20 protein-coding genes are annotated in these 20325 nt (G+C 44.1%); 13 read left to right on the top strand and 7 right to left on the bottom strand.

The window, feature by feature from the left end; genetic code table 11:
• Positions 1–295 precede the first annotated feature (295 nt).
• Positions 296–739 (bottom strand): YaiI/YqxD family protein, encoded by a 444-nt coding sequence (locus AB6D80_RS09700; RefSeq protein WP_009847429.1) that lies wholly within the window; start codon positions 737–739, stop codon positions 296–298.
• A gap of 38 nt (positions 740–777) precedes the next feature.
• On the bottom strand, positions 778–1065 hold the full coding sequence (locus tag AB6D80_RS09695; protein WP_009847428.1) for a hypothetical protein: 288 nt from the start codon (positions 1063–1065) through the stop codon (positions 778–780).
• 768 nt (positions 1066–1833) lie between these two features.
• Between AB6D80_RS09695 and AB6D80_RS09690 the strand changes: the two genes are divergently transcribed.
• Positions 1834–2352 (top strand): GNAT family N-acetyltransferase, encoded by a 519-nt coding sequence (locus tag AB6D80_RS09690; RefSeq protein WP_017096806.1) that lies wholly within the window; start codon positions 1834–1836, stop codon positions 2350–2352.
• Here the strand turns inward: AB6D80_RS09690 and AB6D80_RS09685 are convergent.
• Both AB6D80_RS09685 and AB6D80_RS09680 read right to left on the bottom strand, forming a co-directional pair.
• On the bottom strand, positions 2318–2626 hold the full coding sequence (locus tag AB6D80_RS09685; RefSeq protein ID WP_009847426.1) for a DUF3301 domain-containing protein: 309 nt from the start codon (positions 2624–2626) through the stop codon (positions 2318–2320). The two genes, AB6D80_RS09690 and AB6D80_RS09685, sit on opposite strands and share 35 nt — an antisense overlap.
• Positions 2627–2710: 84 nt before the next feature.
• Positions 2711–3751, bottom strand: a complete 1041-nt coding sequence (locus tag AB6D80_RS09680; RefSeq protein ID WP_371726994.1) for a DUF3549 family protein — start codon at positions 3749–3751, stop codon at positions 2711–2713.
• Positions 3752–3838: 87 nt separating this feature from the next.
• On the opposite strand from AB6D80_RS09680, the gene AB6D80_RS09675 reads away from it, so the two are divergent.
• Together AB6D80_RS09675 and truC are read left to right on the top strand one after the other, a co-directional pair.
• On the top strand, positions 3839–4153 hold the full coding sequence (locus tag AB6D80_RS09675; protein WP_009847424.1) for a YqcC family protein: 315 nt from the start codon (positions 3839–3841) through the stop codon (positions 4151–4153).
• Positions 4153–4902, top strand: a complete 750-nt coding sequence (truC, locus tag AB6D80_RS09670) for a tRNA pseudouridine(65) synthase TruC (RefSeq protein WP_029223042.1) — start codon at positions 4153–4155, stop codon at positions 4900–4902. The genes AB6D80_RS09675 and truC overlap by 1 nt, the downstream gene beginning before the upstream one ends.
• Positions 4903–5056: 154 nt before the next feature.
• On the opposite strand, the gene AB6D80_RS09665 is transcribed toward truC, so the two are convergent.
• The 3 genes from AB6D80_RS09665 to map all read right to left on the bottom strand — a co-directional run bounded on the left by AB6D80_RS09665 (position 5057) and on the right by map (position 9298).
• A complete protein-coding gene (locus AB6D80_RS09665; RefSeq protein WP_004734354.1) occupies positions 5057–5440 on the bottom strand; it encodes a DUF3461 family protein in 384 nt (127 codons plus the stop codon).
• Between the two features lie 218 nt (positions 5441–5658).
• Positions 5659–8280 carry a bifunctional uridylyltransferase/uridylyl-removing protein GlnD gene (glnD, locus tag AB6D80_RS09660; protein ID WP_017103663.1) on the bottom strand — a complete coding sequence of 874 codons (2622 nt, stop codon included), beginning with the start codon at positions 8278–8280 and terminating at the stop codon, positions 5659–5661.
• A 139-nt stretch (positions 8281–8419) separates the two neighbouring features.
• Positions 8420–9298: a type I methionyl aminopeptidase gene (map, locus tag AB6D80_RS09655; protein WP_012604605.1), complete on the bottom strand. Its 879-nt coding sequence runs from the start codon at positions 9296–9298 to the stop codon at positions 8420–8422.
• 457 nt (positions 9299–9755) lie between these two features.
• On the opposite strand from map, the gene rpsB reads away from it, so the two are divergent.
• The 10 genes from rpsB to AB6D80_RS09605 all read left to right on the top strand — a co-directional run bounded on the left by rpsB (position 9756) and on the right by AB6D80_RS09605 (position 20321).
• Positions 9756–10487 (top strand): 30S ribosomal protein S2, encoded by a 732-nt coding sequence (gene rpsB / locus AB6D80_RS09650; protein WP_009847420.1) that lies wholly within the window; start codon positions 9756–9758, stop codon positions 10485–10487.
• 137 nt (positions 10488–10624) lie between these two features.
• Positions 10625–11470, top strand: coding sequence for a translation elongation factor Ts (gene tsf / locus AB6D80_RS09645; protein WP_009847419.1), 846 nt, complete (start codon positions 10625–10627; stop codon positions 11468–11470).
• 156 nt (positions 11471–11626) lie between these two features.
• Positions 11627–12358: a UMP kinase gene (pyrH, locus tag AB6D80_RS09640; RefSeq protein ID WP_009847418.1), complete on the top strand. Its 732-nt coding sequence runs from the start codon at positions 11627–11629 to the stop codon at positions 12356–12358.
• Between the two features lie 98 nt (positions 12359–12456).
• A complete protein-coding gene (frr, locus tag AB6D80_RS09635; protein WP_009847417.1) occupies positions 12457–13014 on the top strand; it encodes a ribosome recycling factor in 558 nt (185 codons plus the stop codon).
• A gap of 98 nt (positions 13015–13112) precedes the next feature.
• A complete protein-coding gene (locus tag AB6D80_RS09630; protein WP_371708267.1) occupies positions 13113–13865 on the top strand; it encodes an isoprenyl transferase in 753 nt (250 codons plus the stop codon).
• Positions 13866–13881: 16 nt separating this feature from the next.
• Positions 13882–14724, top strand: coding sequence for a phosphatidate cytidylyltransferase (locus AB6D80_RS09625; protein ID WP_012604601.1), 843 nt, complete (start codon positions 13882–13884; stop codon positions 14722–14724).
• 51 nt (positions 14725–14775) lie between these two features.
• Entirely contained in the window at positions 14776–15984 is a 1209-nt protein-coding gene (gene ispC / locus AB6D80_RS09620; protein ID WP_371996796.1) for a 1-deoxy-D-xylulose-5-phosphate reductoisomerase, read from the top strand.
• A complete protein-coding gene (rseP, locus tag AB6D80_RS09615) occupies positions 15981–17339 on the top strand; it encodes a sigma E protease regulator RseP (RefSeq protein ID WP_017100791.1) in 1359 nt (452 codons plus the stop codon). Before ispC ends, rseP begins: the two co-directional genes overlap by 4 nt.
• A 48-nt stretch (positions 17340–17387) precedes the next feature.
• The gene (gene bamA, locus AB6D80_RS09610; RefSeq protein ID WP_012604598.1) at positions 17388–19793 is read left to right on the top strand and encodes an outer membrane protein assembly factor BamA; all 2406 of its coding nucleotides are present in this window, start codon (positions 17388–17390) and stop codon (positions 19791–19793) included.
• A gap of 27 nt (positions 19794–19820) precedes the next feature.
• The gene (locus AB6D80_RS09605; protein ID WP_009847410.1) at positions 19821–20321 is read left to right on the top strand and encodes an OmpH family outer membrane protein; all 501 of its coding nucleotides are present in this window, start codon (positions 19821–19823) and stop codon (positions 20319–20321) included.
• The last annotated feature ends 4 nt before the right edge of the window (positions 20322–20325 follow it).

Genomic DNA, 20325 nt, shown 5'->3' with positions numbered 1-20325 from the left:
CCACAACGGTATGCTAAGAACAAAAATGCCGTTCACTCTTAAGTGAACGGCATTACTGCCTTGTGCAGGTTTTTTTTGATCGAAATTATGGTGTACCAATCACGGAAAGTGATCTGAAAGAGTGTAGAAAATTGGGATGATTTAAAAAGAAGAGATGGTGGCAAGATGGATCATCAATACTCCGTTAAAGTAACACTTAGTATCAAGTGTTAAGTAACAAGAACGGAGTATGTCGACAAACATATCTACAGGTTCACGGTTATGGCTATGAACGAATATCAATGTTTCTTAATGATTAGCGCTTTGCTAGCAGGCGATCAAGGTGATTCGCGAACTCACGACGATCGGTCTGTGAGAGGGCGCTTGGTCCACCCGTTTGGATGCCGCTTGAACGCATGGTATCCATAAAGTCACGAATGTTCAGGCGCGCTTTGATGGTTTCTTTGGTGTAGAGCTCGCCACGAGAGCTAAGTGCTTGACCACCTTTGGTGATCACTTCATCGGCGAGAGGGATATCGGATGTAATCACGAGATCACCGGGTTCAGTGCGTTTTACGATTTCATCATCTGCAATATCAAATCCGCTTGGGACTTGAATTGAGTGAATGTTATTACGCTTGGGAACGGGAACCAAATGGTTCGCGACAAAGGTACATTCGACCCCTGTGCGCTCAGCTGCGCGTACGATTGTTTCTCGGATAACCTTGGGACAAGCGTCCGCATCAACCCATATTTTCATAGTGTTCTATTTCTCTGTTAGCTTATTGCTCAGTTAACTTATTGTTCCGTTAACTTGGCTTCTAGCGTGGCAACGCGGGTGGTAAGTTCAAGGATTTGCTTTTCCAGTTGGCTAACACGATCAAGTGCAGGCTCTTCTTGTGTCGCGACTTCAACTTTAGGAACGCGATTCGCGCTTTTCCAGCTCTTGATGGTTGTGATTAAAGCGGGCATCGGAACCGATGTACTCATACGAGCTTTAACTAAAGCAACTGTAGGCTCTTTCCCTTGTGCTTGCAGTCCTTCAAGCACTGATTTCAACTCTTCAGACACATCTTTTGTCAGCATGTTGACCTCCATTTTTAGTCTTCAGCCATTTTACTCGCTCTGGTGAGTGATAGCGAATCATAAAACCGCCCATAGCTTGTGAGAGATCTCTTACAAAGGTTGTGAGATAACACGAATACATCGCTAGAGAGATTGAGGTGCATATGATTAAGTGGTTGATTTTTTGTTGTTTTATATAATTAACAACTTTTATGAATTCAAAATGTGATGCAAATCTATTGTCCCAAATCGTAAATCGCGTAAATTAAACCTTGTCGGAAGGATTCTGACACGGAACAGGAAAGCACCAAGGATTTGGTTATCTTCAGGATGAAGATTTGGTTACTTAGGATTGAGTAGTCAAGCATGGAGCGTAAGGACATTGTAGGGATACAGTCAGTTAACAGGAAGTTAGCTGCAACGGAATGACAATGGACACCTTTAGGATTTAAAGGGTTGGATTAGCATCAGGACGATGTAAAGGACACCGCTCACGGAACAAGTGATGTGCGCTAACTAGGATTGTTAGCTTTCAGGATGATTGGACACCGCTAGGACGGCGAAGTAAAGGAAAGAGCTGAAGGATTACAGCCACTATTATGGATGATGCATGGAGCATTTATTAGTAGCCGGACTGCTGCGAGTAAGACCCTAGCCCTGACACTTCGGTGTCGGGGCTTTTCTTTATCTGAGACTTTTCTTCTCTCTAGGGGGCTCTTTAATTCAGGAGCTTTTATCTAAGATCGCGACATCTGCTTTTCTGCTAATGGTCAACACAAGGAGTGTTTTATGACGATAGCAACCTCAAGAACGCTGTTGGTACCTTATACCGAACAGCTACAACACGACTTTATCAAGTTGAATTGCTGCCCCGTTAATCGTTCTGAAATGAATGGGCCGCACTCTATTGCCTCTGCGAAGTTCTTATTTCAAGAGATACTGCAAGACAACGTCGGCTTCTGCCGCGCTATCATCCACAACCAAACCCGTGAATATCTTGGACATGTCTTTATTTCATCAGAAGAGGGTAGGCATGAGCTTGGCTTTATTTTGGATAAAGAGCATTGGAATCGCGGCTTTGCTAGTGAGGTGCTAAAACCATTTTTAAGTTTGGTGTGTTTTGAAGAGCGCCTAACGAATGTTGTTGCGACTGTGAATGTCGGCCACAACCCATCGATTAAGTTATTAGAAAAACTAGGGTTTGAATTTAAGGAAACCAAACAAGATTCGTTTGGCCCTTATCATGAATATAGCTATAACGCGCACTGCGACGTTACATTCTATGAGGCTGTAGCTCAAACCGCATAGAGCGGAAGCCGACCATGGTCAGTTTTCCTTGGTATAGGTCATCACCTAATGCCGAAAATTCAAAATGGTACACAGTATGCCAGCGCCAAATGGTCGTGAGCTCATGGCGCATCTTAAGTTTATGACCGTTGAAGGCAACGCTTAATAGCTGCAAGTCGAGCTCTTTACACTTTCTCGCAATGGCAGCTTTCGCAAGCTCGGATTGCCTGCGCTGCTGCCAAAACAGAAAGCAAAAGAAGCACAGCATCAAAATAGCCACTAAGTTATCTATCATTTAGTCCATACTTCCTTTTATCTTTCTATTCCAATTGTGTTTTGAGCTCGTTGTTACGAGCTACTGAGCTGTTCTGTCTAGTTTTTATTGCGACTTAGCCGCTTGTTGTAACTCAATCAATGCGTTTGCGAGTTCTGGTGATGGGTTCGAATTCAACAACGGCAAAAATACCATTCTTAGTGTCGGAATCATCACTAAATCTGCAAATAACTGATTGAACAGGTTTTGGTTGCCTGTTTGTGCGAGGCGCAACAAGAATTGCTCGGCAATCGCTGGATCTTGTAGTGCGTGCCAGCTGCGACCCGCTAAACCAATTAACACCTCTTGGTGGCTAAAGCGTGGACTCGCGAGAACTTGGTTAATGATGTTATTCGCGATCCTTTGTTCTGCACCGGAAAGGGCACGAACCAAAGCTGACAGTAAGAACAGATCCGGCTCTTGACTGTTAATCTCATTGTCTGCCATTTCTTGTAAGCGTTGAGCGAGCTTATCATTGATTTGCGTGTGCTCAAGCGCCCCTAGTGTTGCGTATAGCGGCTCTGATGGCAGTTTATTCAATGCCTTGCGAATAGCGACACCGTTTTGCTGACTGCCTAAGCGAGCACACATATCGGTGATGCCTTGAAGACCAACGGTTTTCCAGTTGTCCCAACCTAGATCGCCAGTGAAGTAGTGTTGAGCGTGTTCGTAATATTGGCTCGTCGCTAGGTCTAACCCTGCTCTTACTTGGCTATGAAATACGGCCATTTTGTCTTCTGAAGGCTTGAAGGTGTATGGGTTGTTAGACAGCTTTTGTTGTTGCTCTTCGCTGATATCACCGTTCAAACGTGTGCCCATCGCTTCGATAACAAACTTAAGAAAATTACCCACATCCCCTTGATGCAGTAAGCCTCTTTCATCGAGTTTGAATTTTAGGAACCAGATCCAAGGTTGCTTGTGTTCGTTCCAGTAGCTAATCGCTAAGTGAGCTTGTTTCTGAAGTGGAAACGGGTATGGCTGTTTCCCCTGCTCAACATCAGAGAATAGGGTGTTGTCGATTTTCTGGATACGACGACCTAGGTCGTAGATGTCGTATTGGCAACCGCTATTCTTTAGTAACTGAGTGAGCGTGTGAATGGTTTCCATAGTAATAAAGCTCCTAACTTTCTTTCCTAAATAGATGGTACTCTATGCCCCAATTTCAAGGTCACTAGATAAATAACTTGGTGAAAAATGACAGCTGCCACAAAGTTACCTCCTTTACTTCAACAATTAGAACAACAAATGCGCCAATGTTCGCTATGGAGTGAACTTCCGCCTTCGAATGAAGCTTTGGCCAGCGTTGAGCCTTTTGCGATTGACTCGCTACAGCCAGAAGAGTGGTTGCAGTGGATCTTTATCGTAAAGATCAACGCAATGATGGATGCCCAAATGAGCCTACCGAAAGGCTTTGCGATTCATCCTTATTTTGGTGAAGTGTGGAAAAATGAGGCAGACAAAGCTGAACTGCTAGTGACGATTCAGAGCATTGATGAGGTATGCGCGTAATGTTAGAGATCATTTATCAAGATGAGTATTTTGTCGCGGTGAATAAGCCTGCGGGTATGCTAGTGCATCGCTCATGGTTGGATAAACACGAGACTCAGTTTGTGATGCAGACTCTGCGCGACCAAATTGGTCAGCATGTATTTCCTCTGCATCGTTTAGACCGACCGACATCTGGTGTGTTGGTGTTCGCACTGTCGAGTGAGGTTGCCTCAGAGGTGATGCCGATGTTCGCCAACCACGAGATGCAAAAAACCTATCATGCGATTGTGCGTGGGTGGATAGAAGAGGGCGATACGCTCGATTATGCGCTTAAGGTTGAGCTGGATAAGATCGCCGACAAGTTCGCGAAAGAAGATAAAGAACCACAAGAAGCCGTCACTGTTTACGAGCCGTTAGCGAAAGTCGAAGTGCCGTATTCAACAGGCCGTTTTCCTACCAGTCGTTATTGCTTAGTTGAGATGATGCCAAAGACAGGACGTAAACATCAGCTGCGTCGTCACATGGCTCATCTAAGACACCCAATCGTGGGCGATACTTCACATGGTGATGGTAAGCATAACCGACTGTTCCGTGATGATTTAGACTCACACCGTCTGTTGCTGCATGCTTCTGAATTGCGCTTCATTCATCCTTTCACTAAAGAAGAATTGGTGATGAAGGCGAACTTAGATGAAACGTGGTTAAGGTTGTTTGAAACTTTTGAGTGGGATGCCCACTTAATCGATGCTCAAACTTGCTTGTCGAAGTAAGTCACGCGTGTTTAAGCAATCACGAGTCTAATTGAATAGAGAAAATAGAATAAAAACAAAGGGCTGATAGTGATATCAGCCCTTTTTGATGTCTGTGCGACCTTAACGACATAACTAATGTAGGTTAGTTATTAGCTAACAGTTAATCGCGGGATCATTTAAGTTTTTCTAGATCGGCTTCGATCTCTGCGATCTTGCTTGATACCACTTTTTCTAGATGGCGCAAGTCAGTAAGGATCTTCTGCTTCACATCCACCTCAGCCGTTGGCGTCGGTTTGGTGATCTTGTTGAGTTCATCAATCACAAGAGTGAGGTTGCGGTTAATCTCGGTCACTTCTTTGTATTGATTATTGCCGCCGCTAACAAGCACACTTTTTACTTGTCGCGGGTACTTAAACTTAACGCTTTTCGCGAACAGTTCACCTTTCTGCTTACGAAAGTAAATCTTCAGGATATCTTTGTGCGCTTCTTGGCGAAGGGAGTAACGTTCAATCTGTTTAGGTTCGTGGATACCTAAGCCAGTGAGGTTTGGATACATAAGCGACCTCTAGGTTATGAATGTAATACTTTTATGTAATTGACTTGATCAATGTAGCAGCCTAACGACGAGCTAGATAGTTGATATCTGTGAATTGATTGTAAGTTGTGGACAAGATCGCTCTCTATCTTTGCCCACACTTATTTGGCTATTAAAGCAGCTCCAAGAGCTAAACTTGTTTCCTAGTCACAACTTACTTCTAGCTCTAAATTAGCTTTCTAAGGTGCGAGTTCTGAAACGTGTTCGGTTAATCTTTCTCTTAAGGCTTGTTCTTGTTCTTCAGACAACCTTCCTCCCGCGTCACTGGTCAGAATAAACAAATCTTCTGCACGTTCGCCGATGGTGGTAATTTTAGCGCCGTGCAAATTGATGTCTAACTCAGCAAAGGTTGCGCCGACTTGAGCCAACAACCCCGGTGTATCAAGAGCTCTCAACTCCATCAAAGTGCGCTTCTTGCTCTTAGTTGGTAGGAACTCAACCCGAGTTTTTACCTTGAAATGCTGCAAGTTTCGAGGCGTGCGACGTGTCTTAATCTTAGTTGGACGGCCATCAGCTAGAACATGAGTTAGATGTTTCGCAACGGCTTTGTGTCTTGCTTCATCAATCGCTTCACCATGCTGATCAAGTACGATAAAGGTATCCAAAACGTGACCATCTTTACTGACCATGACCTGTGCGTCGTGAACGTTAAAGTTACGTCTGTCGAGCTCGGCAACAACGGTTGCGAAAAGTGCCGCTTGGTCTTTACAGTATACGAATACCTCTGTACCACCTCGTGTTGCTTTTTTGCTGATAAGTACTAAAGGTTGGCTCGGATCTTCTAAGCGAAGTAGGTGCTCACAGTGCCAAGCAATTTGAGTGTGTGTATGACGCAAAAAATAGTCAGCTTTAAAACGCTGCCACAACACTTCAATTTCACGAGCGGAGAAACCTTCTTTACGCAGCAGTGCAGATGCCATTTGTTGATTGTGACGAATACGGTCTCTGACATCGACTGGGTTTTCCAAGCCGCGACGTAGTGCTCGCTGCGTAGAATGGAATAGCTCTGCGAGTAGGGTACGTTTCCAGCTGTTCCATAGCTCTGGGTTGGTTGCACAGATATCAGCGACGGTTAAGCACACCAGTAGCTCTAAAGATTCTTCATCGCGGACTTTTTTAGCAAACTCAGTGATGACATCAGGGTCGTAGATATCACGGCGTTGGGCGGTGACAGACATCAATAGGTGGTTCTGAACGAGCCAAGCGACTTGTTTTGCTTCTGGTTTTGACAATCCGTGTTCGATACAGAAGGAGTAAGCTTCAACAGCACCGATCTCGGAGTGGTCTCCACCACGGCCTTTTCCGATGTCGTGGAAGATTGCGGCGAGGATCAGGAGTTCTTTTTTCTGAACTCGAGGGTACACTTCACAACAAATTGGGTGTTTGTCGTGGTTCTCTACTTGGCTAAAGCGGTTGATGTGCTTGAGCAGGCGAATACTGTGTTCATCCACGGTGTAAACGTGGAACAGATCAAACTGCATTTGGCCGACAATTTGGCTCCATTGCGGTAAGTACGCCGATAGCACGCCCAGTTTATGCATCAAGCTAAAAGCTTTGTGCAGTGCGTTGGGGTGGCGAACTAAATCCATGAACTTGTCACGAGCTTCAGGAATGGTATGCAGGAAGCGGTTCAATCGGCGACGGGCCGTTCGCAGTTGTCTTAATGTTGGTGGGCTTACCCCTTCGATGGAAGAGTCATTGGCGATATGGATAAACATATCGAGAATTGTTTCTGGTCGTGCTTGGAATAGGGCTGGCTTACGCGCTTCGATTAATGAACCTCGACGTTGGAAGTCATTGTCGAGAATCTCGGCTTCTTTTGTTTGACCACCGTTAATGATTGCTTGGTCAAACAGCTTAAGCAGCATTTTGTTGAGCTCTGCGACACGACGAAGTGTTCGGTAGAACTCCTTCATCATCATTTCTACGCCGCGATTGCCCTCACCAGTGTAACCAAGGTGTTCGGCTACTTGAGCCTGATGCGCAAAGGTAAGACGATTGTCGTAGCGGCGTAGTTCGATATGCAATGCAAAGCGAACGCGCCATAAGAAGTCTTGGCACTCCACGAGTTCACGATATTCAGCATCGGTAAGAAAGCCATACTTGCTCATTTCTAACAAAGAAGTCGCACCGAAGTGGCGACGTGCTACCCAACTCAGAGTGTGGATGTCTCTGAGCCCGCCCGGAGTTGATTTGATATCCGGCTCTAGATTGTAAGTCGTGTCGTGATAACGAGCGTGACGCTCTCTCTGTTCTTGAATCTTCGCCTTGTAGAAGGTCTCACTTGGCCAAAATGAATCGGAATGAATCTTTAGCTTTAACTCTTGAAAGGTGTCTTCGCTTCCGCATAGTAAACGTGACTCTTGTAAGTTGGTCGCAACGGTTAAATCGTCACTACCAATCTCAATACATTCAGCAATGGTACGGACTGCGTGGCCGACTTCTAGCTTCAAATCCCACAATAGGGTGATGAATTGACTGACTTTCTCACCCAGTGCGGGTGGCAGAGTTTTTTGCGAGACGATGAGAATATCAATATCAGATAAAGGGTGTAGTTCACCACGGCCATAGCCGCCTACTGCGACCAACGCAATATGAGGCAGTTTGCTAAATCCGAAATGCTCCCATAAACGGTTGAGAAGCAAATCCATGTATTCGGATCGCAGCAGAACCAAATCGGTAACTGGATGATGATTTAGAAATTCACTCTTTTGATACTGCGTGAAGATTTCGAGCTGATTTTTTAATTCGCAGATTTCAAGTTGTTCGTCATTGAACGTAATAGGGCATTGATAAGGCATAGTCTGCTATCCGTGCAAGCAAATGAGAATAGTAAACAATTTAACAGAAGCTGATGCAAAATCGAAATTGAGCGGATAAAAAAATATCCTCGGCAATGCGAGGATATTTTCAAAAGTCTGAGGTGTTCAGTTTGTTGAACTAAGCGTTCTTCATAATACGTGGAATCGTATCATCGCTGCGTAGTGTTAGTACTTCACAACCTGTATCAGTAACAACTAATGTGTGTTCCCACTGAGCTGAGTTCTTGCTGTCAGCTGTGTATACTGTCCAGCTATCTTCGTCATCTAGACGGCAACCAAATTTACCAGCATTGATCATTGGCTCGATTGTGAAACACATGCCTGCTTTTAGCACTGTGCGATCGCTGTTTTTGTAGTGAACGACTTGTGGATCTTCGTGGAACTCAGAACCAATGCCGTGACCACAGTAATCTTTTACAATAGAGAACTTCGCGCGTGGGTTATTCTTGTTGTTTGTCTTGATGTACTTCTCGATAGCAGTACCAACTTGGCCAAGTTGAACGCCTGGTTTAACCTGACGCATGCCTTCATAAAGTGCTTCTTGAGCAACCATGCATAGACGTTTGTTTGCTGGTGAAACTTCACCCACAAGGAACATTTTAGATGTGTCACCATGGTAGCCCTGCGGACGAGTGCTTAGGTCTGCATTTTCGTCATCAGGAACAATCACAGTGATATCAACGTTTAGAATATCGCCATCTTTCAATACTGCAGGTTTGAATTGACCAGTGCTACCAGTCTCATCTTGTGATGCTGGAATACCATGACACACGATGTGGTTGATAGACGTACAGATAGACTTAGGGAAACCGTGGTAATCAAGTGGTGCTGAGTATGCGCCTCTCTCTAGAGCGTACTCGTGACAGATTTGGTTAAGCTCTTCTGTCGTTGTACCCACTTGGATGTGAGGTTCAATCATCTCTAAAATTTCAGAAGCCAGCTTGCCGGCGACGCGCATTTTTTCAATTTCTTCAGCAGTTTTAATTTTTACAGCCATTGCATATCTCTTAATTTGGTAGCACCTAAGTGTGCATATTGGGGCTATTCTATCAGTGCAGCATTTTAGCGCAACATTCCCATATCCATACAATGCTGGTGGATACTACTTAACTTAAGCCGATATTGCGCTGTAAGACGATGCTGAATCGATTTGATTAGGCCGCGATTTATCGGTGAAATCCGCTAATAGGCTAGAGTATAGCAGTCGCCATTTTTGGATTTTTTTCTAGCCATAGATAGACAAAATATGGTATAAAGCGCGCCGGACATCAGGACTGTTTTCTCCAATTGGCGAAACAAGCTTTGTGTCCACTAACTTATTTCTTTAAATCACACACATTCCGACACATGTTCCGGGGTGCCTCAACAACACAGATAACGGCTGAAAAGTGGTTAGTTGTTAGGGGTCGGATTCATGGGGGATGTGGAGGCCTAACCCCATAGAGGATTTTAAAATGGCAACTGTATCAATGCGCGATATGCTTAAAGCTGGTGTTCACTTCGGTCACCAAACTCGTTACTGGAACCCAAAAATGAAGCCATTCATCTTTGGTGCTCGTAACAAAGTACATATCATCAACCTAGAAAAAACTGTACCAATGTTCAACGACGCTCTAGCTGAAATCGCTAAAGTTGGCGAGAAGAAAGGTAAAGTTCTTTTTGTTGGTACTAAGCGCGCTGCATCTGAAGCTGTTAAAGAAGCTGCTATCAACAGCAACCAGTTCTACGTTAACAACCGCTGGTTAGGCGGTATGCTAACGAACTACAAAACTGTTCGTCAGTCTATCAAGCGTCTGAAAGAACTTGAAGCGCAAGCTCAAGACGGTACTTTCGACAAGCTTACTAAGAAAGAAGCTCTAATGCGCACTCGTGAAATGGAGAAGCTAGAGAAGTCTCTTGGTGGTATCAAGAACATGGGCGGCCTTCCAGACGCTCTATTCGTTATCGATGCTGATCACGAACACATCGCAGTTAAAGAAGCAAACAACCTAGGTATCCCAGTTTACGCTGTAGTTGATACTAACTCTAACCCAGACGGTGTTGACTTCGTTATCCCTGGTAACGATGATGCAATCCGTGCAGTACAGCTTTACCTAAACGCTGCTGCAGACGCGGTTAAAGAAGGTCGTAACAAAGATGTTGCTGCTGTAGCTGCTGAAAAAGACGGTTTTGTAGAAGCTGAATAATAGCGGCTCTGAGCCATATTTAGTTCATATTAAGCGGTCATAATCGATGGCTTAAGAACTGAATACAGTCAATATCAGGGGCCAATTAATTAGGCCCCTGTTTTTTATCTTTTTTAGAATTTACTGAGGAATAGAGAATGGCAACTGTAACTGCAGCTCTAGTTAAAGAACTTCGTGAACGCACAGCTGCGGGCATGATGGAATGTAAAAAAGCGCTTGTTGCTGCTGAAGGCGACATCGAGCTAGCAATTGAAAATATGCGTAAATCTGGCGCAGCGAAAGCAGCTAAAAAAGCTGGTAACGTTGCTGCTGAAGGCGCAATCATCATTAAAGAAGAAGCTGGCGTTGCTGCTCTTCTTGAAGTGAACTGCCAAACTGATTTCGTAGCTAAAGATGCAGGTTTCCTTGCATTCGCTAACGAAGTTGCTGAAGTTGCTCTAGCTGAACGTCTAGACATCGTTGCACTTCAAGCTAAGTTTGAAGACGCACGTATCGCTCTAGTAACTAAGATCGGTGAGAACATCAGCATCCGTCGTGTTGAGCTTGTTGAAGGTGTTGCACTAGCTTCTTACCGTCACGGCGAGAAAATCGGTGTTGTTGTTGCTGGTGAAGGCGAAGCTGAAACGCTTAAGCACATCGCTATGCACGTTGCTGCTTCTAAGCCTGAGTACGTTAACCCATCTGACGTACCTGCTGACGTAGTAGAAAAAGAAAAAGCTGTTCAAGTTGAAATCGCTATGAACGAAGGCAAACCACAAGAGATCGCTGAGAAAATGGTTATCGGCCGTATGAAGAAATTCACGGGCGAAGTATCTCTTACTGGTCAAGCTTTCATCATGGAACCTAAGAAAACTGTTGCTGACATTCTTAAAGAGAAAGGCGCATCAGTTACTACCTTCGTTCGTTTAGAAGTTGGTGAAGGTATCGAGAAAGCAGCTGAAATGAGCTTCGCAGACGAAGTTGCAGCGGTACAAAAAGGTTAATCCTTAGCGTATTGTTTGAAAAGAGACCGTGGCAAATGCTGCGGTCTTTTTATGAATAATGAATTATTTCCGGCTTTTAGCTGTTATGAATGCAAACTGAGCTCTTCAGTTTTTATCCATGACTGTTAATCATCAACTCTTTGGAAGGTAAGCTCCATGACTACGAACCCTAAACCAGCGTATCAACGTATTCTGTTAAAACTTAGCGGTGAAGCGCTACAAGGCGAAGAAGGTTTTGGTATTGACCCAACGATCCTTGATCGTATGGCTCAAGAAGTAAAAGAATTAGTTGAACTAGGCGTTCAAGTTGGTGTTGTTATCGGTGGTGGTAACCTTTTCCGTGGCGCAGGCCTAGCAGAAGCGGGTATGAACCGTGTTGTTGGTGACCATATGGGGATGCTTGCAACGGTAATGAACGGCCTTGCTATGCGTGACGCACTACACCGTGCTTACGTAAACGCACGTGTAATGTCAGCAATTCCTCTTAAAGGTGTATGTGACGACTACAACTGGGCAGATGCAATCAGCCAACTACGTCAAGGTCGTGTTGTGATCTTCTCTGCTGGTACTGGTAACCCATTCTTTACTACAGACTCTGCTGCATGTTTACGCGGTATCGAAATCGAAGCTGACGTAGTTCTAAAAGCAACAAAAGTAGATGGTGTATTTACTGCTGACCCAGTAGCAAACCCAGACGCAGAGTTGTATGATACGTTGTCTTACAACACAATTCTTGAGAAAGAATTGAAAGTAATGGACTTGGCCGCATTTACGCTAGCACGTGACCACAAAATGCCAATCCGTGTATTTAACATGAATAAGCCAGGCGCACTACGTCGCGTGGTTATGGGTGAAACTGAAGGTACATTAATCAGCGACGCTGACTAATTTTTCGGGCTTACTGAAGTATAATGCTTCGGTAAGCTTATCCTTATCACTCCAAATAAAAAGCTTTCTTGAAGAAAGAACATAATCAAGGTGAAATTGTGATTAACGAAATCAAAAAAGACGCTCAAGAGCGCATGGTAAAAAGTGTTGATGCACTAAAAAACAGCCTACAAAAAATCCGTACAGGCCGTGCTCACCCGAGCCTACTTTCTGGTCTTACTGTTGAGTACTACGGTGCACCAACACCTTTGACTCAAGTAGCTAACGTTATTGCTGAAGACGCACGTACACTAGCAATTACAGTGTTTGATAAAACACTGACTCCTCTTGTTGAAAAAGCAATCATGACTTCTGACCTAGGCTTAAACCCTATGTCTGCAGGTACGGTTATTCGCGTTCCACTTCCACCGCTTACGGAAGAGCGTCGTAAAGACCTAGTTAAAATCGTTCGTGGCGAAGCTGAAGGTGGCCGTGTTGCTATTCGTAACATCCGTCGTGACGCGAATGGCGATCTAAAAGCGCTTCTTAAAGACAAAGAAATTTCAGAAGACGAAGATCGTAAAGCACAAGACGAAATTCAAAAGCTAACTGACGCTGCGGTTAAGAACGTGGACGAAGTTCTAGCAGTTAAAGAAAAAGAGTTGATGGAAGTTTAATTTTCCATATTCTTTTCTTTCAGGAAAAACGCTGTACTCACGGTGCAGCGTTTTTTTATGCTATTCTGTTCGACTATTAGAATTTGATTCACTCTTTTATGCATAATTCTCAAGCGTTCACAGACTCTCTTCCTAAACACATTGCTATCATTATGGATGGTAATGGTCGCTGGGCAAAAGCTCAGGGTAAGCCTCGTGTCTTTGGTCATAAAAATGGCGTTCAAGCCGTTCGAAAAACCATATCTTCAGCAGCCAGACTTGGCATTAAAGCCGTAACTCTTTTTGCTTTTAGTAGTGAAAATTGGCGTCGTCCTGAAGAAGAAGTGGGTGTCTTGATGGAACTGTTTATTTCAGTGCTGTCGAGTGAAGTAAAAAAGCTTCATAAAAATAATCTTCAACTTCGTGTTATTGGTGATAAAAGTCGTTTTAATGCGCGACTACAAAAGAAAATAGAAGAAGCGGAAGCTTTGACTAGCACCAATACGGGTATGGTTATTAATATTGCGGCTAACTACGGCGGTAAGTGGGATATCCAGCAAGCGATGACTTCGATTGCTCAACAGGTTAAGTCTGGCGATATTAATGTAGAAGACATTGATGAAGCTATGATTACACAGCACCTGACGATGGCAGATATTCCAGAAGTCGATCTACTTATCCGCACCAGTGGCGAGTGCCGCATTAGTAACTTTATGCTTTGGCAATTAGCTTACGCCGAAATGTATTTCACTGAACAATTCTGGCCAGACTTTAATGAAGACAGCTTAGTAGAAGCTGTGACTTGGTTTGTAAACCGCGAGCGTCGTTTTGGATGCACCGGTGAGCAAATTAAAGCTCTGATGGACAGTTAATAAGGATTTTTTTGGTTTGAAACAACGAATTATTACGGCGTTGATTTTAGCTCCCCTAGTTATTCTAGGTATTTTCGAGTTATCACTTCCCACGTTTATTCTTTCACTAGCGGTAATCTCGCTACTGGGTTTTTGGGAGTGGACTCAGTTTGTTGAAAGCAAATCGCGTTCTTTAGCGTTGATTCCAACAGTTGTGGTAAGTGCTGCAAGTTTTGCTTTTATACCTTTTGATGCATTTAGCCTTAATAACTTATCGAGTGCTCACTATGCCATTCTAACGATTGGTTCAATTTGGTGGGTAATCGCAAGTGGTATGGCAGTGACTTATCCTAAGTCTATGCCAGCATGGAAAGACTCATCAATTCTTCGTCACGCATTTGGCGTGCTGACTTTGCTACCATTCTTCTGGAGTGTGGTTATCCTGCGTGCTAACGGTATCGATGTTGATCCTTACCACGGTGCAAAATTGGTGATGTTCGTTTGCTTGCTTGTTTGGGCTGCAGACAGTGGTGCTTATTTTTCAGGAAAGAGCTTTGGCAAGCGAAAAATGGCCCCTGCGGTGAGTCCTAATAAAACGATTGAAGGTCTTATTGGTGGCATCATTACAGCAGTGATCGTGGCCTGGATCTTTGCTGACTTGTTTGATATCCAATTCACAAGTCCTCTCCACATGATTGTTATTACTCTTGTGACCGTCGTTATTTCTGTTCTTGGTGATCTTGTTGAAAGCATGTTTAAACGTGTTTCTGGGGTGAAAGACAGCAGTAATCTGATTCCTGGTCATGGTGGTATACTTGATAGAATAGATAGCTTAACGGCTGCGTTCCCTGTCTTTGCTCTGCTTTATTTAGCATTCTAATAAAAAAGGGCAGTGATTCTGCCCTTTATTACATTTCTACGGTCATATGTGATGCGAAATCTAACTATCCTTGGCGCTACCGGCTCAATTGGTGCAAGTACACTAAAAGTCGTTGAACAAAACCCAGAACTCTATTCGGTCGTAGCAATGGCTGCAGGCTCGAATGTTGAAAAGATGCTGGCGTTAGTTGAAAAGTGGCAACCAAGCTATGTTGCTATGGCTTGCCCTGATGCAGCATCTAAGCTGACTGAAGTATTGTCTACGAATTACCCAAACATCAAAGTTCTTTCTGGTTCTGAAGGCATGTGTCAGATCGCTTCTCTAGATGAAGTGGACACGGTAATGGCTGCGATTGTGGGTGCGGCAGGTTTGCTTCCTACGATGTCAGCGGTTAAGGCTGGTAAGCGCATCTTGCTGGCTAACAAAGAAGCGTTGGTGATGTCAGGGCAGTTATTTATCGACGCCGTAGAGAAGTACGGCGCTGAACTACTTCCTGTTGATAGTGAACACAATGCTATCTTTCAATGCTTGCCTCAAAACGTACAAACTAACCTAGGCCGTTGTGATTTAGAAGAGAACGGTATCAACCATATTCTTTTGACTGGTTCGGGTGGTCCTTTCCGTTATACGGACGTTGCAGAGCTAGAGTCGGTAACACCAGAACGAGCTATCGCACACCCAAACTGGTCAATGGGCCCTAAGATCTCTGTCGATTCAGCAACTATGATGAATAAAGGCTTAGAGTACATTGAGGCGAAATGGCTATTTAATGCCTCTCAAGAGCAACTCAAAGTTATTATCCACCCTCAGTCTGTGATTCATTCTATGGTTCAGTACAAGGATGGCTCGGTGCTCGCTCAAATGGGCGAACCCGATATGGCAACGCCAATCGCTTTGACGATGTCTTATCCTGAACGCACAGAAGCGGGTGTTAAGCCTCTGGATTTCACCAAAGTGGGCGAGCTTACCTTCTTAGAGCCCGATTTAACTCGTTACCCATGTTTGAGATTAGCCATTGAGGCGTGCTATTTGGGTCAGCATGCAACAACAGCGATTAATGCGGCAAACGAAATTGCAGTCGATGCTTTCTTGAACAATCAAGTGAAGTTTACCGATATTGCTATCATTAACGAGCATGTTATGAACAAAGTATGTGAACAACATAACTCTGAGGGCTTAGATAGCTTGGAAAGCCTTCTTGAGCTAGATAATATGTCTCGTCAAATAGCCATTCAATTTATTAAAGAGCACCTAGCATGAGTGGAATTCTGTGGAACTTCGCATCTTTTATTGTAGCGCTTGGTATTCTGGTTGCTGTTCATGAGTTTGGACACTTCTGGGTTGCTCGTCGTTGTGGTGTGAAAGTAGAAAAATTCTCGATTGGTTTTGGTAAATCAATCTGGAGCAAGATCGGCCGTGATGGTACTGAATACAGCTTGTCAGTGATTCCGCTAGGCGGCTACGTTAAGATGCTCGATGGGCGTGTTGATGACCTTTCTGAAGACGAACAGCAATACGCTTTTGATAAGAAACCGTTGTGGAAACGAACGGCGATTGTGGGTGCAGGTCCAGCATTCAACTTTATATTTGCCGTGTTCGCATATTGGCTGGTTTTTTTGATTGGCGTGCCTGCGGTTAAGCCTGTGATTGGAGAGGTCACCCCGCAATCTATTGTTGCACAAGCCGGAATTGAAAGTGGAATGGAACTTAAATCTATTTCAGGAATCAAAACCGCAGATTGGGAATCAGTAAACTTGGGTTTGATATCACATATTGGTGATGAGTCCATGACTGTAACGGTTTCTTCTCAAGACGACATCGGCCTTGAACAACAGATAACATTGGATATTTCTGACTGGTCGTTCAACCCAGAAACTGAGTCAGCAATGACAACGCTTGGTTTTAGACCGTATTCTCCAGAGATATCGACAGTGCTCGCTCAAGTTATTGATGACGGTGCTGCCTATTCTGCAGGGCTAGAGTCTGGCGACAAAATTGTCGAAATTAATGGTCAGCCTATTGAACAGTGGAAGTCGGTTGTTGAATTAATCCGTTCACACCCAATGATGCCCTTGGACCTTGTCGTATTACGAAATGGTGTTGAGCGGTCATTGGTTATGACGCCGAATAGTCGCGAATTTTCTGATGGTTCTACAATCGGCTATGCGGGTATTGCTCCCGAAGTCGCAGAATGGCCAGAAGATTATCGCTTTGAGTTACAATTTGGTGTAATTGAGTCTGTAGGAAAAGCATTTGATAAAACAGGTCAAATCATAGGTTTGACGCTGACAATGCTTAAGAAGCTCATCGTTGGTGATGTTGGTTTAAACAACTTGAGTGGCCCAATTTCAATTGCTAAAGGCGCAGGGGCAACCGCCGATTACGGTTTGGTTTACTTCTTAGGTTTTTTAGCTCTGATTAGTGTTAACTTGGGTATTATTAATTTGGTTCCGCTGCCTATGCTTGATGGCGGACATTTGCTCTTTTTCGCTATTGAGGCCGTTACTCGTAAACCTGTACCTGAAAAAGTTCAAGAAATGGGATACAGAGTGGGAGGCGCAATCCTCTTCTCTTTGATGGCTCTGGCAATATTTAATGATTTTACTCGTCTGTGAATGGTTTCTCACAGGCATTGGTAGTAGCAAGGAATAATTAGAATAAGTATGGCGATTAAGCAAATTCTGTTCGCAAGTCTATTGGCCACTAGTGTGGCTGCGAACGGAGCACAAAACTTTGTAGTTCAAGATATCAAGATCGAAGGTTTACAGCGTGTTGCACTTGGTGCAGCTCTACTGAAAATGCCAGTACGTATTGGCGATGAAGTGGATGACGGCGATGTATCTGAGATCATTCGTGCACTGTATGCTTCAGGCAACTTTGAGGACGTTAAAGTCCTTCGCGATGATGATGTTTTAGTTGTTCAAGTCAAAGAACGACCGACCATCGCAAGTATCTCATTCTCAGGTAACAAGGCGATCAAAGAAGAACAACTTCAGCAGAACCTAGATGCATCTGGTGTTCGTGAAGGTGAAGCCCTTGACCGTACTACACTGAGTAACATTGAGAAGGGCCTTGAAGATTTTTACTACAGTGTTGGTAAATACAACGCGACAGTAAAAGCCGTAGTGACGCCTCTGCCTCGTAACCGTTCTGACCTTAAGTTTGTGTTTACTGAGGGCGTGTCCGCTAAGATTCAGCAAATTAACTTTATCGGTAACGAAGTTTTCTCTGACGCTGATCTACTTAGTCGTTTCAACTTGAACGTTGATGTTGCATGGTGGAATTTCCTTGCGGATGAAAAATACCAGAAGCAAGTACTGGCTGGTGATATCGAAGCGTTGAAATCTTACTACCTTGACCGTGGTTACCTTAAATTTAAGGTGGATTCGACTCAGGTTGCGATCTCTCCTGATAAGAAAGGTGTTTACATCACGCTAGGCCTAGATGAAGGCGAAGCTTATACCGTTAAAGATGTCTCTTTCCGTGGTGAGCTTATCGGCCGCGAGGCTGACTTCGAAGCGTTAGTGCCATTCGAAGATGGCGATACATATAACGGTTCTTCTGTAACGTCTTTAGAAGAGAGCGTGAAACGAATTTTAGGCGAATCTGGCTATGCGTACCCACAAGTTCGTACGATTCCTGAATTTGACGATGAGACCAAAGAAGTGTCGTTGGTTATCAATGTAGAAGCGGGCAGCCGTATCTACGTTCGTGATATTCGATTCACGGGTAACAACTCAACGAAAGATGAAGTACTGCGTCGTGAAATGCGTCAGATGGAAGGCAGCTGGCTGAACTCCAAGTCGATTGATACAGGTAAGAGCCGTCTTAACCGTTTAGGCTTTTTTGAAACGGTTGATGTGCAAACTGTACGTGTTCCTGGCAGTGAAGACCAAGTGGATCTGGTTTACAACGTTAAGGAAGCGAACTCGGGTAGCGTCAACTTCGGTGTTGGCTACGGTACTGAATCGGGTGTCAGCTTCCAGGTTGGTTTACAGCAAGATAACTTTGCAGGTTCTGGTAACCGTGTTGGCGTAAGCGCCATGATGAATGACTACCAAAAGAACGTGAGCTTAGATTACCGTGACCCATACTGGAACCTTGATGGCGTGAGTATGGGCGGAAAAATCTTTTACAACGAATTCGAAGCCTCTGAAGCGGGTATTGTCGATTATACCAACCAAAGTTATGGTACGAGCTTAACATGGGGTTTCCCTATGGATGAGCTTAACCGTCTCGAGTTTGGTTTTGGTTATACGCACAACAAGATCGGTAACGTTCCTACCTATATTCAAGTTGAACAGTTTGCGAGAAGTATTGACCAATACGGTGATGAGCATATCTTAACCGATGACTTCGATATCAATATCTCTTGGACGCGCAACAACCTTAACCGTGGCTTCTTCCCTACTGAAGGTAACCACCAACGTGCTTTCGCGAAAATGACAGTACCCGGTTCGGATGCTAAATACTTCAAAGCGCAATACGATGTAAAACATTACATTCCGTTGACTAAAAAGCATGAGTTTACACTATTGATGCGTGGTCGATTAGGCTATGGTAACGGTTATGGCCAAACGGATGGTAATGATAACTTGTTCCCATTCTACGAAAACTACTACGCGGGTGGTTTTACAACACTACGTGGTTTTGGTTCTAACTCAGCTGGTCCAAAAGCTGTTTACGGAAATAGCACGGGCAACAACCCGACGTACAATTCTGCGACCGATGATTCGGTTGGTGGTAATGCGGTTGCTTTGGCTAGCGTAGAGTTAATCGTACCAACACCGTTTGCTTCTGATGAAGCGCGCAGTCAGATTCGAACTAGCGTGTTCTTCGATATGGCAAGTGTATGGGATACCGAATTCGTAGACCGTGGCGCACCGAATAGCGGTCAACAGTACTACTACGATTACTCTGACCCAACAAATTACCGATCATCTTATGGTGCCGCTCTTCAGTGGATGTCACCGATGGGACCATTGGTTTTCTCTCTAGCGAAACCAATCAAAATCTACGAAGGCGATGACGAAGAATTCTTCACATTCACCATTGGTAGAACTTTCTAATCTTTAAAGGACAATATTTTGAAAAATATGATTAAAGCAGCAGGTTTAGGCCTTGTAGTTCTTAGCTCTTCTTTCTTTGCAACAGCGGCTGAAGCTGCGCAAAAAGTGGGCTATGTAAATACTGCACAAGTATTCCAGGCTCTACCTCAGCGTGAAGTTGTTCTTCAAAAAATGCAGGAAGAGTTTAAAGATAAAGCTGCTGAGCTTCAAAGTATCCAAGCTGAAGCTAAGACTAAGATTGAAAAGCTTAAGCGTGATGGTGAGCTATTAGGGCCTGATGAAGTAGAGAAGCTTCGTATTGAAGTCGGTCAACTAGACAGCAAATACAAAATCAAAGCTCAAGCACTAGAAAAAGCAAGCCAACGTCGTGAAGCACAAGAGAAGCAGAAGCTATTCAAAGTCATTCAAGATGCTGTAACTAAAGTTGCAGAGAAAGAAGGCTACGACATGATCGTTGATATTCAAGCTCTGCAGTACGGCAAGCCAGAATACAACATCTCTGAAAAAGTAATTAAATCACTGAAATAAGTTT

The organism is Vibrio sp. 10N.247.310.17 (genome assembly GCF_041466605.1).
GTDB classification, from domain to species: domain Bacteria; phylum Pseudomonadota; class Gammaproteobacteria; order Enterobacterales; family Vibrionaceae; genus Vibrio; species Vibrio tasmaniensis_A.
Note: the sequence above shows the minus strand (reverse complement) of the source record. Positions and strands in the feature narration are given on the sequence as shown.

Coding starts and splice junctions, on each gene's coding strand:
- AB6D80_RS09700 (WP_009847429.1), bottom strand. CDS start 739: ATGAAAATATGGGTTGATGCGGACGCTTGTCCCAAGGTTATCCGAGAA.
- AB6D80_RS09695 (WP_009847428.1), bottom strand. CDS start 1,065: ATGCTGACAAAAGATGTGTCTGAAGAGTTGAAATCAGTGCTTGAAGGA.
- AB6D80_RS09690 (WP_017096806.1), top strand. CDS start 1,834: ATGACGATAGCAACCTCAAGAACGCTGTTGGTACCTTATACCGAACAG.
- AB6D80_RS09685 (WP_009847426.1), bottom strand. CDS start 2,626: ATGATAGATAACTTAGTGGCTATTTTGATGCTGTGCTTCTTTTGCTTT.
- AB6D80_RS09680 (WP_371726994.1), bottom strand. CDS start 3,751: ATGGAAACCATTCACACGCTCACTCAGTTACTAAAGAATAGCGGTTGC.
- AB6D80_RS09675 (WP_009847424.1), top strand. CDS start 3,839: ATGACAGCTGCCACAAAGTTACCTCCTTTACTTCAACAATTAGAACAA.
- truC (WP_029223042.1), top strand. CDS start 4,153: ATGTTAGAGATCATTTATCAAGATGAGTATTTTGTCGCGGTGAATAAG.
- AB6D80_RS09665 (WP_004734354.1), bottom strand. CDS start 5,440: ATGTATCCAAACCTCACTGGCTTAGGTATCCACGAACCTAAACAGATT.
- glnD (WP_017103663.1), bottom strand. CDS start 8,280: ATGCCTTATCAATGCCCTATTACGTTCAATGACGAACAACTTGAAATC.
- map (WP_012604605.1), bottom strand. CDS start 9,298: ATGGCTGTAAAAATTAAAACTGCTGAAGAAATTGAAAAAATGCGCGTC.
- rpsB (WP_009847420.1), top strand. CDS start 9,756: ATGGCAACTGTATCAATGCGCGATATGCTTAAAGCTGGTGTTCACTTC.
- tsf (WP_009847419.1), top strand. CDS start 10,625: ATGGCAACTGTAACTGCAGCTCTAGTTAAAGAACTTCGTGAACGCACA.
- pyrH (WP_009847418.1), top strand. CDS start 11,627: ATGACTACGAACCCTAAACCAGCGTATCAACGTATTCTGTTAAAACTT.
- AB6D80_RS09630 (WP_371708267.1), top strand. CDS start 13,113: ATGCATAATTCTCAAGCGTTCACAGACTCTCTTCCTAAACACATTGCT.
- ispC (WP_371996796.1), top strand. CDS start 14,776: ATGCGAAATCTAACTATCCTTGGCGCTACCGGCTCAATTGGTGCAAGT.
- rseP (WP_017100791.1), top strand. CDS start 15,981: ATGAGTGGAATTCTGTGGAACTTCGCATCTTTTATTGTAGCGCTTGGT.
- bamA (WP_012604598.1), top strand. CDS start 17,388: ATGGCGATTAAGCAAATTCTGTTCGCAAGTCTATTGGCCACTAGTGTG.
- AB6D80_RS09605 (WP_009847410.1), top strand. CDS start 19,821: ATGATTAAAGCAGCAGGTTTAGGCCTTGTAGTTCTTAGCTCTTCTTTC.